At 40.9% G+C, this 14588-nt stretch carries 13 protein-coding genes; 8 read left to right on the forward strand and 5 right to left on the reverse strand.

The genetic code is table 11. From position 1 onward, the window contains the following. Positions 1-83 precede the first annotated feature (83 nt). From R2Q66_RS15095 to R2Q66_RS15105, 3 genes are read left to right on the forward strand one after another with little or no spacing between them, the layout of a single operon-like run. Positions 84-1160 carry an Mrp/NBP35 family ATP-binding protein gene (locus R2Q66_RS15095; RefSeq protein WP_316750396.1) on the forward strand — a complete coding sequence of 359 codons (1077 nt, stop codon included), beginning with the start codon at positions 84-86 and terminating at the stop codon, positions 1158-1160. Between the two features lie 36 nt (positions 1161-1196). Continuing rightward, positions 1197-1442 carry a NifU family protein gene (locus R2Q66_RS15100; RefSeq protein ID WP_316750400.1) on the forward strand — a complete coding sequence of 82 codons (246 nt, stop codon included), beginning with the start codon at positions 1197-1199 and terminating at the stop codon, positions 1440-1442. A gap of 53 nt (positions 1443-1495) precedes the next feature. Then, positions 1496-2137 (forward strand): hypothetical protein, encoded by a 642-nt coding sequence (locus R2Q66_RS15105; protein WP_316750402.1) that lies wholly within the window; start codon positions 1496-1498, stop codon positions 2135-2137. Here the strand turns inward: R2Q66_RS15105 and def are convergent. The 5 genes from def to R2Q66_RS15130 form a co-directional block, all read right to left on the reverse strand. Next, a complete protein-coding gene (def, locus tag R2Q66_RS15110; protein WP_316750404.1) occupies positions 2134-2694 on the reverse strand; it encodes a peptide deformylase in 561 nt (186 codons plus the stop codon). The two genes, R2Q66_RS15105 and def, sit on opposite strands and share 4 nt — an antisense overlap. Before the next feature lie 18 nt (positions 2695-2712). Continuing rightward, on the reverse strand, positions 2713-3942 hold the full coding sequence (locus R2Q66_RS15115) for a pitrilysin family protein (RefSeq protein WP_316750406.1): 1230 nt from the start codon (positions 3940-3942) through the stop codon (positions 2713-2715). A 115-nt stretch (positions 3943-4057) separates the two neighbouring features. After that, complete coding sequence (locus R2Q66_RS15120) at positions 4058-4561, reverse strand: HmuY family protein (RefSeq protein ID WP_316750408.1); 504 nt, start codon at positions 4559-4561, stop codon at positions 4058-4060. An 83-nt stretch (positions 4562-4644) separates the two neighbouring features. Further along, complete coding sequence (locus tag R2Q66_RS15125; protein WP_316750410.1) at positions 4645-5814, reverse strand: hypothetical protein; 1170 nt, start codon at positions 5812-5814, stop codon at positions 4645-4647. Continuing rightward, positions 5811-6794, reverse strand: coding sequence for a DUF2157 domain-containing protein (locus R2Q66_RS15130; RefSeq protein WP_316750412.1), 984 nt, complete (start codon positions 6792-6794; stop codon positions 5811-5813). Before R2Q66_RS15130 ends, R2Q66_RS15125 begins: the two co-directional genes overlap by 4 nt. 154 nt (positions 6795-6948) lie before the next feature. Between R2Q66_RS15130 and htpG the strand changes: the two genes are divergently transcribed. From htpG to R2Q66_RS15155, 5 genes are all read left to right on the forward strand, one after another. Continuing rightward, on the forward strand, positions 6949-8838 hold the full coding sequence (htpG, locus tag R2Q66_RS15135) for a molecular chaperone HtpG (protein ID WP_410479434.1): 1890 nt from the start codon (positions 6949-6951) through the stop codon (positions 8836-8838). A gap of 156 nt (positions 8839-8994) precedes the next feature. Further along, positions 8995-9720 carry a DUF4397 domain-containing protein gene (locus tag R2Q66_RS15140; RefSeq protein ID WP_316750414.1) on the forward strand — a complete coding sequence of 242 codons (726 nt, stop codon included), beginning with the start codon at positions 8995-8997 and terminating at the stop codon, positions 9718-9720. A 177-nt stretch (positions 9721-9897) separates the two neighbouring features. Next, positions 9898-10467: an RNA polymerase sigma factor gene (locus tag R2Q66_RS15145; RefSeq protein ID WP_316750416.1), complete on the forward strand. Its 570-nt coding sequence runs from the start codon at positions 9898-9900 to the stop codon at positions 10465-10467. A 64-nt stretch (positions 10468-10531) separates the two neighbouring features. Then, positions 10532-11884: a hypothetical protein gene (locus R2Q66_RS15150; protein WP_316750418.1), complete on the forward strand. Its 1353-nt coding sequence runs from the start codon at positions 10532-10534 to the stop codon at positions 11882-11884. 156 nt (positions 11885-12040) lie between these two features. After that, on the forward strand, positions 12041-14167 hold the full coding sequence (locus tag R2Q66_RS15155) for a M3 family metallopeptidase (RefSeq protein WP_316750420.1): 2127 nt from the start codon (positions 12041-12043) through the stop codon (positions 14165-14167). Positions 14168-14588 lie beyond the last annotated feature (421 nt).

Genomic DNA, 14588 nt, shown 5'->3' on the forward strand with positions numbered 1-14588 from the left:
CGCAAATGTTTATTTCGTGTTAAAATTACACTTAAAAAGCCTAAAGTCAATTAATTGTGGCCGTCTTTTGTTAATTTTGGCTAATGATAATTAGTCCAGAACAAGTTCTAGCCGCTCTGAGAAATGTTGAAGACCCTGATCTTAAAAAAGATCTGGTGACTTTGAACATGATCAAGGATTTGAAAATAGAAGATAAGAAGGTAAGTTTCACCTTGGAATTAACCACTCCTGCATGTCCGATGAAAGATATGCTGAAAAACGCGTGTTTAAATGCGGTAAAACATTTTGTAAGCAAGGAAGCAGAAGTGGAGATCAACATCACTTCGAGAGTAACCAAGCCTATGGATACCACTCAACTGAAAGCGATCCGCAATATTTTGCTGGTATCTTCCGGAAAAGGTGGCGTAGGAAAATCTACGGTTGCGAGTAACCTTGCGGTGGCTTTGGCTGCTGATGGTGCAAAAGTAGGATTGATTGATGCTGATATTTACGGCCCTTCGGTGCCAACGATGTTCGGTCTGGTAGGTGCAAAACCTAGTGCCAGAGAAACTGAAGATGGTAAAACGCTGATTCTTCCTATTGAAAAATATGGCATCAAGCTATTGTCACTAGGCTTTTTCGCAGATCCGGATCAGCCCGTACCATGGAGAGGACCGATGGCTTCGAATGCAATCAAGCAATTATTTAATGATGCGGATTGGGGCGAGCTGGATTACCTGATTGTTGACCTACCTCCGGGCACAGGCGATATTCACATCACCATTACCCAGAGTTTCCCGATTGCAGGTGCGGTTATTGTGACCACTCCTCAGCAGGTAGCCCTTGCGGATACGAGAAAAGGACTGGCGATGTTCAAAATGCCAAGTATTAATATCCCGGTATTAGGTGTAATCGAAAATATGGCTTACTTTACACCAGAGGAATTGCCGGAAAATAAATACTATATCTTCGGTAAAGATGGCGGTAAAGAGCTGGCAAAATCATTTGATGTGCCATTCTTAGGCGAAATACCAATCGTTCAGGGCATTACCGCTGCTGGTGATAATGGTGCGCCGATTACACTAGACCTGTCCAGTAAAATGTCAACTGTCTTTGCAGAAATTGCAGGAAAGGTTGCACAACAGGTCGCAATTAACAATGCGCTGACCGTTAATTGCTAAAAAAATACTATTTTTATACTTTAATAATTTAACAAAATGGATTTAACACAACAAGTAGAGCAGGCACTAGACTCGATCAGACCGTATTTAAAAGCTGATGGTGGGGATGTGGCTATAGAAGAGATTACGGCGGAAAATGTAGTTAAATTGAGATTATTAGGTAACTGTGGATCTTGTAAAATGAGCTTCATGACCATGAAAGCGGGTATTGAGCAAGCGATCATGAAAGCGGTACCTCAAATCACTGGTGTTGAGGCGATCAACCTTACAGAACCAGTATAATCGTTTTAACACTATTTAACTAGCCGTTTTAATTAATACAGCTATTTTTGTATATGAAGTATTCACTCACCTTATTATTGCTCCTTTTCATTTCTACGGCCTTCGCACAAGAAGGTACGGGAAGTAAAAAGTTGATTCAGTTTAGCGGGATTATCACCGATGTAGACAGTAATACTGTGGTGCCTTATGTAACGGTGACCAATTTAACAAATAAAGGCCAGCGGTATGCAGCGAATTTTAAAGGGTATTTCTCTTTTATCGCACATCCCGGTGATACCATTCTATATACTGCGGTTGGGTACAGAGATGTGCTACAGGCAATTCCTGCACAAATCGACGACAGTAAATATACAGCAATGGTGAAACTAAAATCGGAGATTGTCAATCTGCCAACAGTTCGGGTATACCCATGGGCTACGGTGGAAGACTTTACCAGAGATTTTATGGCCATGAAGATTGCTGATGATGATTTTGCAATCGCCATCAGGAATCTTTCTCAGGAAAGTATTACGGAACGTATTCAAACCCTGCCTAGAGATGCCTCAGAGATCTCCGGAATCAACTTCCGTCTAAATCACGATAGGGCCTTAAATAAGAATATGGTGCAAACCAACCCGCTTTTAAACCCATTCGCATGGGGTAAGTTGATGCAATCCATATTCAAAGGTGATAAAAGCAGAAGCGAAGGAAATTAACGCTTTCTAGTCTGCTGCGGGAAACGCATTTTATAATCTACTCTTATATTCCCTTTAGAAATCGCATCTAGTTTGCTTTGCAGCATTCTCTTACGCAATAAACTCAAAGTTTCTGTAAATAGCTTGCCCTCAATGTGATCATACTCATGTTGAATTACACGCGCAAGGATGCCATTAAGTTCTTTTTCCTGTAAGTCCCAGTTCTCATCATAATATCTGATGCGGATGTTTGGCTTGCGGAAAACATCTTCTCTGATATCAGGAATGCTTAGACAGCCTTCGTTGAAAGCCCAGGGCTCACCTGTTTCTTCCAGGATTTCTGCATTGATGAAAGCACTTTTGAAGCCCTGCTTCTCCTCTTCATCAACTCCCGTATCTACAATAAATAATCTGATCGGTAGGCCAATCTGAGGGGCAGCCAAACCAATTCCATGAGCATTATACATGGTTTGAAACATGTTGCTGATCAATTGTTTTAAATCCGGATAAGTCTCGTCGATAGGAGCGCAAACTTTCTTAAGTACCGGATCGCCGTATGCTACAATGGGTAATTTCATAATGCAAAAATACAAATATTAGGCTAAAGGGTAAAAGGTTAAGGCGCTAAGATTACTTTCATCTAAGATTTCATTGGCAATATTGGCCATATCTGTAGTCGTAACGGCCTCAATTCTGTTAAATACAGTCTGTAAATCGTCAATTTTATTGTAGTCTATCAGGCTCTTAGCCATAGAGATAATCAGGCCAATCCTGTTTTCTTCGCCTAAAGCAATTTGTCCGATGAACTTATTTTTCGCTTTTTGAAGCTGGACTTCCGTTAGCGGATGGTCTTTTATCTTTTTAAATTCCTTGAAGATCAGCGACCAGGCTTTGTCCACTTTTTCCTTGTCCGTACCAAAATATAAGGTAAAGATGCCGGTATCACTCAGCGGACTATAGCCCGTTTCGATGGTATAAGCAATGCCGTATTTCTCGCGGATCTGTAAATTCAGGATAGAACTCATTCCCGTACCGCCAAGTAAATTGTTCAGTAACAACAAGCCTGTTTTATAAGGATGGTGCAAAGAATAAGCCTGTGAGCCTAACATCGCATGTGCCTGCATGATCGGTTTTTCAATGATCACCTTCGCCAAAGGAGCTTTTTGAGGTGCTACTCTGGTGTTTTTATGTAGGTTTTCCGGAATCTCTGCATAATATTTAGAGCCGGTTTTAACCAGTTTATTCAGACTGTAGTTGCCGATAACGGCAACAATAATTTTGTCGGTATGGTAGTTTTCTTCGATGAACTCATGGATGTCTGCCTGCGTAATGTCGTTCACGGTCTCCGGACTGCCCAGGATATTCCTGCCCAGTGGGTGGCCTTTAAAAACAAGGTCTTCGAAATCGTCGTAAATCGCTTCTTCCGGTTGATCCAGGTAAGAACTGATCTCATCCAGAATCACACTCTTTTCCTTGTCCATCTCGTCTTCCGGAAAGGTAGAATGGAACACAATATCATGGAAAAGCTCTAATGTTCTATCCAGATAAGGGTTTAAAAAAGAGGCATGAATACAAGTATATTCTTTGGTGGTATAGGCATTTAGATCCGCACCCACACTTTCCAGGCGGTTTAAGATCTGGTTGGTATTTCTTTTTTCGGTGCGCTTAAAGATTAAGTGCTCAATAAAGTGAGCCAAACCTGCTTTTTCGTCCTTTTCATCCCTGGATCCACTATTTACAATAATGCAGGCATGAGAAATCGCAGAAGCAGAAGGGACATGAAGTAATCGGATGCCATTTGGCAAAGTGTGAACATTGTATTCCATCAGGGGACAAAGATACGCAAGAAATAACCGTACGCAGGATAATAATTGTGTAGCATTCCGGTCATTTCTGTATCTGGATGAAGGCTTTAGCGAAAAAAAAGCCTGTTTGCCACCCTTATTTTATCGCGGCATATTTGAAGGTATAAAAGCCAGTATCATTATAATCAAGCTCATCAAAATAATAGCTCAATACCTGAAATTTATATTGTTTTCCTGCTGCGCTGCGGATCAAAAAGATCTTGCCTTCAATTGGTGTTAAAGCATGGGTAGCCATATCGTAATTGTACCAGCCTTTGCCTGATCCGTTAGGAATAACGCTGCTGCTTTGCGTATCTTCTCTATAGCCGCTTTCCGCTGCTTTAACCACTTTGTCAAAGCTGGTATTGCTGAGTACTTGTCCGGCAACTTTATGCTTGCTGTTCAGTTTGATCGCGGTGTTGTTGAAGGCCAGATCCCAGTTTTCTGTTTCTTTCACCGGTTTTCCTTCCGTCAGACTGTAAAAGGTAGTTTTAGATTTGGCATCCAGATTTTTCTCTGTTTTTGCCGCCTGCGCGAAAACCGCCTGGCCAGCGAAAAGGGAAATCGAGAGTATAGATAAGGTCTTGAGGTTGAATTTCATGGTGTTTCTTTTTTACAAAGAAACAAACTATTTATAATTATTCTAAATAATATTCAAGAAATTTATGTGGCCCAGGATTTATACTAAAAATCGCTGGACGCACCTCCTCCTCCAAAGCTACCACCACCCATACGGCTTCCCTCTGGCGCAGTAGCTCCATTCCCATAAACTCCGCCAACAATCAGCGACTCTACTTTAAGGTTGTCTAAGAAATGATCATCCTCAAGTTCCTCCACTGTAAAGCCGTATTTCGGGGTTTTCAGGTAGCGCATCAATCCGTAAGAAAGGCCTAATAATACCGCTCCGGAACTCACAAGGATCACTTCAATGGAAGCAATATGGTAATACTTTCTAACTGTAAAACAGGCAGCGGCAACTAAGATTAAGCCAGCGCGAAGCAGGATCACATTTTTCCTTTTTAAGCCGATACCAATATATAAGCAGGGAATGCAAACCGTCCAGAGCCAGAAAAACCAGGTTAAAGAAATCGGTTGATCTACTCCGAGAACTATGCTGCCAAATTCTCTCACTACATAATAATTTCCGGCAGCATAGACCATCAGTAAGGTGGCAACTTGTAATATGCTGAGGCAATCTTTATAAATCCAGTATTTTTTATCGAGTTGTACCGCTAAGAAATAGATCGTTGCGGAAAGGATGATCATCAGAAAAGGCATGCTCAGGAAAGGGTAAATACCATATCGATTCCAGGCAAAATAGACAAAAGCAAGAAAGGCACAAAAGCTGATCACTGTCATCAGCATATTCGCAAAGCGGAGGGTAAAATAAGTGGCTAGGAGGAATACCAGTCCGGAAATCAGCAGATCATCAATATAATATTTAAAAGTAAGGATTCCTTTGTCCAGAAAAAGGTAAAGTGATACGAGCAGGAGCATACCCGAGGTCCACATCAGGGCATCATCTACCCCGGATTTATAATGATGAAACATCCGCACTGCGATTTCCAGCGCGATATAAGATAAGATCCCAAGGAAAGCATAGTAGCCCGGAGATTCCAGTAATCTGGTATTGCTGAACACCAGACTTATAAAGCCAAAGGCAAAAGAAGTCAGCGTGGTGGTCACCAAAAACAGGCCAATCCGTAAAAACAGGTGAGAACTGTAAAAGCCTACCGGATATTTTTCTAATACGGCCTGTAATTCTTCCGTACTCAGCTGTTTTGCAGCATGCGCTTTTTTCATTTGACCCTGAATGATCAGGTGCTTTAGCCAGGTGGTATTGTAAATGATCATGAGGCTTTAATTTGTTTGTTTAAACGGATGATGCGTAGCATTAAAGCGCCTGCGGAAACGATGAAATATAAGCACAGCAGGTACATTCCCCCCATGTTGTTTACGCCGTCTAATAGTCGGAAAATAAGTATGCTGACCGCCGCATAACTATAAAGAATCACCAGCAGCATGAAGTAAAAAGATTTATGAAGCAAGGCATCCTGGTAGAGGAAGAAAGCCAGGGCAAATAAGATCAATAGCCATAAAAAGCCCAGGTTGGTATCGTAATGGTTGAAGTAAGCGAAAATCAAAGCGATGAAGCTGAGGTGAATCCCAAAATGAAGGTAATTGAAGCGAAAATGCTTTTTGAAATTAAAACGCTCAGAAAGGAAACCGGCAGCTAACAACATCAAGCCTAAAAGCAAATAGGTATAAACAAGGGTATTATTGTCGAAATCACCCATAGAAAGCAGTCGGTTTGGTGTTACAGATACACCCATCCAGACCGCGAGGTTGGCAATAGCGATACTGAGGATGCCTAAATGGTCGAACTCATAAGCCACATAAAATAAAACCACCATCGGGATAAAGGTAGCCAGGCCGTAATGCGTTCCGAAAACCTCATACTGATACTGTAAATAGCCGGTAAAGGTTAGAAAACTCAGACAGCCGAGCAACAGCAGGTAATCGAAAAGTACGTCGGGTGCTTTGACCAATTCCTTGCTGAATGGTTTTTTATGTCGGAAGCAATAGTAAAAACATCCGCCACAAATGGCCGCAATCAGTGCCAATATCGCCTGGTGGCCAATCGTGTCTATATTTTTATAAATCAGGAGGCCTAATCCGGTACTCAACATCATGACGCCCAGATACAACATGGTCTTTAATTCCCAGTGCAAAGAAAATAAAGGAACCTGCCGTTTTTCAGTTAACTTTTCAAAAGATTCGGAGGAAATTGTGCCGTTATCTTTTAGTGATTTATAGAGGTCATCAGGTATCATCAGGCGAAAATAAATTAGTATGTTATACAATGATACATAAAAATAAGGGAATGATTTGTCATTCTTAAACGCTGATTTACTGTCAATTTGACAAGATTTTTGAATTGGAATGGCCATTGATAGGTAGGCTATGTACTTAAAAATGAGTTAACATATGAGCATAGAAGAAAAAGGAACCATTTCCATTCACACGGAGAACATTTTCCCGATCATCAAAAAATTCCTGTATTCAGACAATGAGATATTCCTGCGCGAGCTGGTATCCAATGCAGTAGATGCGGTACAAAAGATTAAACGTCTTGCTGCATTAGGACAATACAACGGAGAGCTGGGTAACCCATTGGTAGAAGTTGCGGTTGATGCAGATAAAAAAACCATTACCATTACTGATAATGGTTTAGGTATGACTGCTGAGGAGGTTAAGAAATACATCAATCAGGTGGCTTTCTCGGGCGCAAGCGAGTTTGTAGAGAAGTTTAAAGACGCAAAAGATGCGAATGAAATCATAGGTAAATTCGGTTTAGGCTTTTATTCGGCCTTTATGGTATCGGATTTAGTAGAAATTCAATCTTTATCTTACCAGGAAGGTGCAGAACCTGTACGTTGGGTTTGTGATGGTAGTACTTCTTTCGAAATTTCTGCCGGTAACAGAACCACTCGTGGTACTGAAATTACCCTGCACATCAATGCAGAATCAGAAGAATTCTTAAGCAAAAATAAACTGGAAGAGATTCTGGAAAAATATGGTAAGTTCTTACCGGTGCCGATTAAATTTGGTACCAGAACTGAGCACGTTGCCGATGGTGAAGATGAAGAAGGAAAACCAAAAACAGTAGCTGTTGAGGTAGATAATATCATCAATACCACCAACCCAATCTGGACTAAAGCACCTGCTGATTTGTCAGATGAAGAATATCTTGCGTTTTACAAGCAATTGTACCCTTACGCAGAAGATCCTTTATTCTGGATTCACCTGAATGTAGATTATCCTTTCAACTTAACAGGCGTATTGTACTTCCCGAAAGTGAAGAATGATTTCGATATGCAACGCAACAAAATCAAGTTGTTCTCTCGTCAGGTATTCATCACCGATGAGGTAAAAGACATCGTTCCTGAATTCTTAATGTTGTTACATGGGGTAATTGATTCACCGGATATTCCTTTGAATGTTTCCAGAAGTTTCCTTCAGGCAGACAGCAATGTGAAAAAAATCAATAGCTATATCACGAAGAAAGTAGCAGATAAACTTCAGGAGCTTTTCAATAAAGACCGTAAAGGTTATGAAGAGAAATGGGGAGATATCGGTTTATTCGTGAAATACGGATTGGTAAGCGAAGAGAAATTCTACGATAAAGCGAAGGATTTTGCCTTGCTAACCAATACTAAAAACGAAAATTATACTTTAGATGAATACCATGATAAGGTAAAAGACTTCCAGACCGACAAAAATGGTCAGGTAGTATATATCTATTCAACGGACCCGTCTAAACAAGATACCTTTATCCAGTCGGCCAATAAAAAAGATTATGATGTCTTGTTGATGAACTCAGCAATCGATAATCACTTTATCAGCTTCTTAGAAAATAAACTGGAGAAAACCTTGTTGAAACGTGTAGATTCCAGCGTTGCCGATAAACTGATCGAAACTGATGAGGCTATTGAATCTGTTTTAACAGAAGAACAAGCGAAAAAGGTAACGGATATCTTTACTAAAGCGATTACCAAACCAGGGATGCAGGTAGAGGTTGTTGGTTTAAACCCGGAAGAGTTGCCAGTAACGGTAACGATGGACGAGTTTATGCGCCGCATGAAAGAAATGGCACAAATGGGTGGCGGAATGGGCTTATATGGCAGTATGCCGGATAGCTATAAAGTAGCCATCAATGGTAACCATAAACTGATTGGTAAGATTCTCTTGACAGACAATGAAGAAGAACAGGGATTATTGGCTAAACAAGCTATAGACCTTGCTTTATTGGCACAGGGAATGTTAACAGGTGCGGAACTAACTGCTTTTGTAAGTAGAAGTGTAAATCTGATCTAGTCTTTTTTTATAGGATACGAAAACCCCGTTACAGCAATGTAACGGGGTTTTTCATTTTAATTTATTTGGGCCTGTAGCGTTTTCAAATGGAGCCCCGTTTAAGAAGGAAAAGGCTAAGGGCCAACAATTAACCATTTATATATTAAAAATTTAATTATGAGCGTTTCAAACCAAATTAAAACAATAACGAAGACTTTCATCGCAGTAGCTGCTGTCTCGGTAGTCTTTTCTGCATGTCAAAAGAAATTCGATGATATGGAGCCAATTGAACTTGCTGCATTAACTGTTGTTCATGCTGGCCCGGATACTCAGGAGCTTGACTTTATTGTCGGTACGCAGAGAGCAAATAAAGAGTCTTTTAAATATGGTGCCAGATTTGGCTACCTGGGATTATACCCTGGAACCAGTAGTATCGGCATCACGCCACAAGGTAAAAACAACTTCCTTTTGACAAAAAATGAATTGTACCAGTCAGGAAAGTTTTATACTACTTTTTTAGTCGATACCGGTAAACTCAGATCCTTCCTAACCATCAATGATAAGTTAGATAGTATCAAAGTAAATGAAAAAGCGAAAGTTCGTTTCATCAATACCAGCCCTGAAACACAAACTTTAGATTTAACGATCGCAGGTTCAGCAACAGAAATTGCCACCAATAAAGCATTTAAACAATACAGCATCTTTACCGATGTAGAGCCAGGTGAAAATGTAACGCTGGAAGTAAAAGACCACGTAACCAAAGAAGTTAAAGCAACAATAGCGGCAATGAAGCTTGAAAAAGGTAAATTCTATACCGTTTGGGCTAAAGGATATAATGGTAAAGCAGAGACTGATTCTCTAAAATTCAAAGCATCAGTTTACAATGTTTCGTTAAAACAATAACACCATAAAATAGCTGGCTCTTTAAAGGGCCAGCTTCTAAAACGGTTTATTTGGAAATGCGTAAATTAGCAGTCCAGGGTATTCCTGTTTTAGATGAGCCCGGAGAAAAGGGCATTCTTTTGCTGTTGCTCCGGACAATAATCAAGAATTTAAAAATCTTAATGGTGTTAAAGAAGAATGCTCAAGTTTGAGGACGTTTTAACGGGATGTTTGAAAAATGACAATAAATGCAAGGAGGTGATCTATAAATCATTTTACGGGTATTTAATGGGCGTTATTTTAAGATATGTCAATGATCGTCATGATGCAGAAGAGCTGATTAATGACTGCTTTATTAAGGTTTTTAAAGGATTAGGGCAGTTTGGGGCGCCCAATGATCCGGAACAGTTACAAAAAGCATTTAAAGGTTGGCTGGCCAAAATTTCTTCCCGTACCGCAATTGATTTTTTACGAAGTAAAAAGACATTTTTATACGTGGATGATATGGAAGAGCCGCCACAACCAATCACCGAGCTAAATGCCATTTCTCAACTCCAGGTACAAGACATCATGAAGTTATTAAATGACTTGCCGGAAATGCATAAACTGATTTTCAATATGTATGAACTGGAAGGCTTCTCTCATGAGGAGATTTCTAAACTATTAAATATACCGGTAAGTTCTAGTCGGGTTTACCTGACCAGAGCAAAGAATAAACTAAGAATATTGTATTCGAGATCATTGGTTACGGATCTTGAACCAAACTAACAGGCGGGAGCGAAAAGAGTAACAGGGGATGAATAGGGGAATTGACAAAAATAAAAATATAAGGATGAAACCGAATGAACATATAAAGTTACCTGATGATGAGCTGATCGCTCATATCAAGGGGCAATTAATGGCTCATGAGGAAGACTATGCGCCTGGCTCATGGGAAAATTTCAATTCCGAAAAGCCCGCCAAAAAAAGAGGGATGTTTTTCTGGCTGGGAAGTTTAAGTAGTGCTGCCGCATTGATCATGATCGGCTTCGCTGTATTTTTTATGAATGACAAAAAAGAAAGACTAAAGCCGGAAGTATTAACCGGGACTAAGCCTTCAAATCAACAAATAGAATTTCCGAAAGAGAGAGCGGACAATGCTTCAAAGCCCGCTGCATTGGCGGGCGCTATGAAGCCTGAGGAAGGGGCAGCGGATTTAAAAGCTGCGGAAATGACCAGCGCAACAGTGAAGGTTAGCGGCTCTGATCCAAAATTTGTGGCAACAGGAAAAGAAGTAAATACGGTAGCTGGTACTTTGGATCAGCAGCGTCCGGTAAATAATCCGGCAAATAATTTGGAGCATGCCAGCACGGTGGCTATTCCGGAAAATACTGCAATAGCTGTAGTAGGCCAGGAGCAGAAAGCAGTAGTAGCAGAAGCTCCGGTAGCCCTGAAAACACAAAGTCTGGAAGAGTTTTTAGCACAGGAATCTAAGAACGGCAATGCCAGAGGACGAAGAACTCCTGATCATCTTGCCGCATTAGCCATGAATAACGACAAATGGGAAATGGGCGTGATGGTGGCTCCATCTTTTGGGAGCAGCAAGAAATTAAATATGGGCTACGGTCTGAGCATGGGCTATGCCTTAAGTAAAAAGATTTCCATCAATTCGGGAATCTCCTACAATGAAATGGGTGCCTCCAGAACCACACCTTCTGCTCCGGGCGGGGGACAAATGGATATGCCTTCCACCACGACCAAAGGATTGGCTGGCAACAGCAAAGAACTGAAAGCGGTAGATGCCAACCTTCGGGGGATAGATATTCCTTTAGAAATCCGGTATCGCCTGACTAAAAATCTATATGCCAATGTTGGCGTATCGGCCTTTGCCGTCCTGAATCAAAAACAAAAAAACACTTTCCTGGAAAGTCAGGTGCAAAGCGGTCCGGTTGATCCGGGGAGCTCAGCCTCAATGACCTTTAAAGCCAATGTATTGAGCACCACCGTGACGCAGGAGCAGCAAACCTCCGATCTTAAAACAGACCCTTACCTTGGGTTTTATAACTTCTCGCTGGGTTACAAACAGCAAATCTCCAGGGGGAAATCCGTTTCCTTAGAGCCATTTGTGAAACTCCCGATTAAGGAGTTTACCCAGGAAAACCTTTACCTGATTGGAACAGGGCTGCGGTTGAAATTTGATTTCTAAGTCATAAAAGCAGCGCTATCGCTGTTTAAATACCTATATTTTATATATTGTTGCAACAATGATACTTTTTAAAAATAGCACCAGCCGTTTTAAAAATTATCTTTGTGAAGGCCCGGGCTACCGGGCTTTTTGGCTGATTAATAAACTTATTAGAGAATGAACTTAAAAAAAGGAATCCCTTCTATGCTTATCGTTTGCGGTATGCTTCTGGTGACCGATAAAACAGTTATGGGACAAAGCACAAATCCATTTATGGAAACGTATACCACTCCCTATGGAGTGCCTCCATTTAACAAAATTACCAATGCGGATTATGTGCCGGCTTTTCAGGAAGGTATGAAGCAACAGCAACAAGCCGTTGCCGCAATTTATAAACAACGCTCCGTTCCAACTTTTGTAAACACGGTGGTGGCTTTAGAAGAAAGCGGTAAATTATTGTCGAAAGTAAGTACCGTATTCTTCAACCTGAGTTCTGCAAATACTTCCCCTGAACTGGAAAAAATTGCGCAGCAAATGGCTCCGGAATTGTCGAAACATAGTGACGATATCTACCTGAACTCCGAATTATTCAAAAGAGTAAAAACGGTATATGATAAACGTGCTGCTGCCAAACTGAGCGCAGAGCAACAGCGCTTGTTAGAGAAAACCTATAAATCTTTTGTGAGAAGTGGCGCCAACTTAAATGACGCACAGCAACAACAAATGAGAGCCATCAATAAAGAGTTTTCTTTGCTGACCTTAAACTTTGGACAGCACTTGCTGGCTGAAGTCAATGCTTACGAACTGATCATCGATAATCCTGCTGATCTTGCCGGTTTACCGGAATCGGTAAAAGCAGTTGCTGCGGCTTCCGCAAAGCAAGCCGGAAAAGAAGGCAAATGGAGATTTACCCTGCATACGCCAAGTGTAACGCCTTTTCTGCAATACTCAGAAAATCGTGCCCTGCGCGAAAAAATGTACAACGCTTATATCAATCGCGCCAATCATGACGATGAAAATGATAACAAAAAGATCATTTCCCGTATTGTAGCCTTACGTGCAGAAAAAGCAGCGTTATTGGGCTATAACAGTCACGCAGATTTTGTACTGGAAGAAAGTATGGCCAAGTCTCCGAAAGAAGCTTACGACTTGCTAAACGGCCTTTGGGACGCGGCATTACCGGTGGCTAAACAGGAAGCAGCAGACATGCAGAAAGTGATGGACAAAGAAGGCCGTAGCGAAAAGCTGGAAGCCTGGGATTGGGCACATTATGCAGATAAAGTACGTAAAGAAAGATACAATTATGATGCGGAAGCATTACGGCCATATTTCCAGATCGACAATGTAAGAGATGGTTTCTTCAAGGTGGTGAACAAATTGTATGGCATCACTTTTACCTTACTTCCGGAAGTTCCGGTATACCATAAAGACGTTGCTGCCTACCAGGTGAAAGAAGCTGATGGAACTCATATTGGTGTCATCTATATGGACTTCTTTACCCGCGCGTCTAAACGTGGCGGTGCATGGATGACCTCTTATGCCACTCAATCTTATGAGAAAGGAAAACGCGTTGCACCGGTAGTTTCTATCGTTTGTAATTTCTCCGGACCTAATGGCGACGAGCCTGCTTTGTTTACCGCAGATGAGGTGACCACTTATTACCATGAAATGGGACATGCCCTACATGGCTTATTGTCTAATGTGCAATACCGTAGTCTGGCTGGAACATCTGTTCCCCGCGACTTTGTGGAACTGCCTTCTCAGGTGATGGAACATTTTGCTTTTGAGCCGGAAGTACTTCAGTTTTATGCAAAACATTACAAAACAGGAGCGGTTGTTCCACAGGAATTAATCGAGCGCATGAAGAATGCTTCGAAATTTAACCAGGGCTTTGAAACCGTAGAATACCTTGCGGCTTCTCTACTGGATATGGGATTCCATACCGTACCTGCCGGCAAAGCAGTGAATGCAACGGAATTTGAAAGTTCGGAAATGAATAAATACGGATTGATCAAACAAATTGCACCTCGTTACCGCAGCACTTACTTCCAACATATCTTTGCTTCCGGATACTCAGCGGGCTATTACAGCTATATCTGGTCGGCAGTTTTAGATAGTGATGCTTTTGCTGCTTTTAAGGAAAGTGGGAACATCTTTAATCCGGAAGTGGCCAGTTCTTTCCGTAAAAATGTATTGGAAAAAGGTGGTACTGTAGAGCCAATGGATTTATATAAAGCCTTTAGAGGAAAAGAACCAAACATGAAATATCTGCTAAAAGACAGAGGGCTGGATAAGGCACTTTAACCATAGCTTTAATTTTTTGGGCCCGGTATCTGCTGTATTCCTGGCCAATATTCTAAAAAATGACCAACATCTTCGAATAAGACGATGTTGGTCATTTTTTTTGCCTGCTTTTTATGTTCTCAAAAACCGGTGTATCAATACTTAAGACCAGTTTAATTTTCTATTTATTAAGCTGGGGTCTAATTTTAGCTAACTTATTCTAACTTATTGATTTAGCTAGCTAAATTTTTACTATAAGCAGGGCTAATTCTATTGTGAGGCAAACTTTATTTTATAACTTTGCTACTGGGTTGATTTTGTTGTTTAAATCATTGATAAAGCAATTTTCTTGTAGTCATTTATAGGGATGCTTTTCTGAAAATAATTGCTAAAACACAATTTTCTTTCTTTGGTGGAAAGCGAACAAAATATTTTGCCCCAT

Origin of the sequence: Pedobacter gandavensis, from assembly GCF_032677645.1 — a bacterium.
In the GTDB taxonomy this organism is placed as follows: Bacteria; Bacteroidota; Bacteroidia; order Sphingobacteriales; family Sphingobacteriaceae; genus Pedobacter; species Pedobacter gandavensis_A.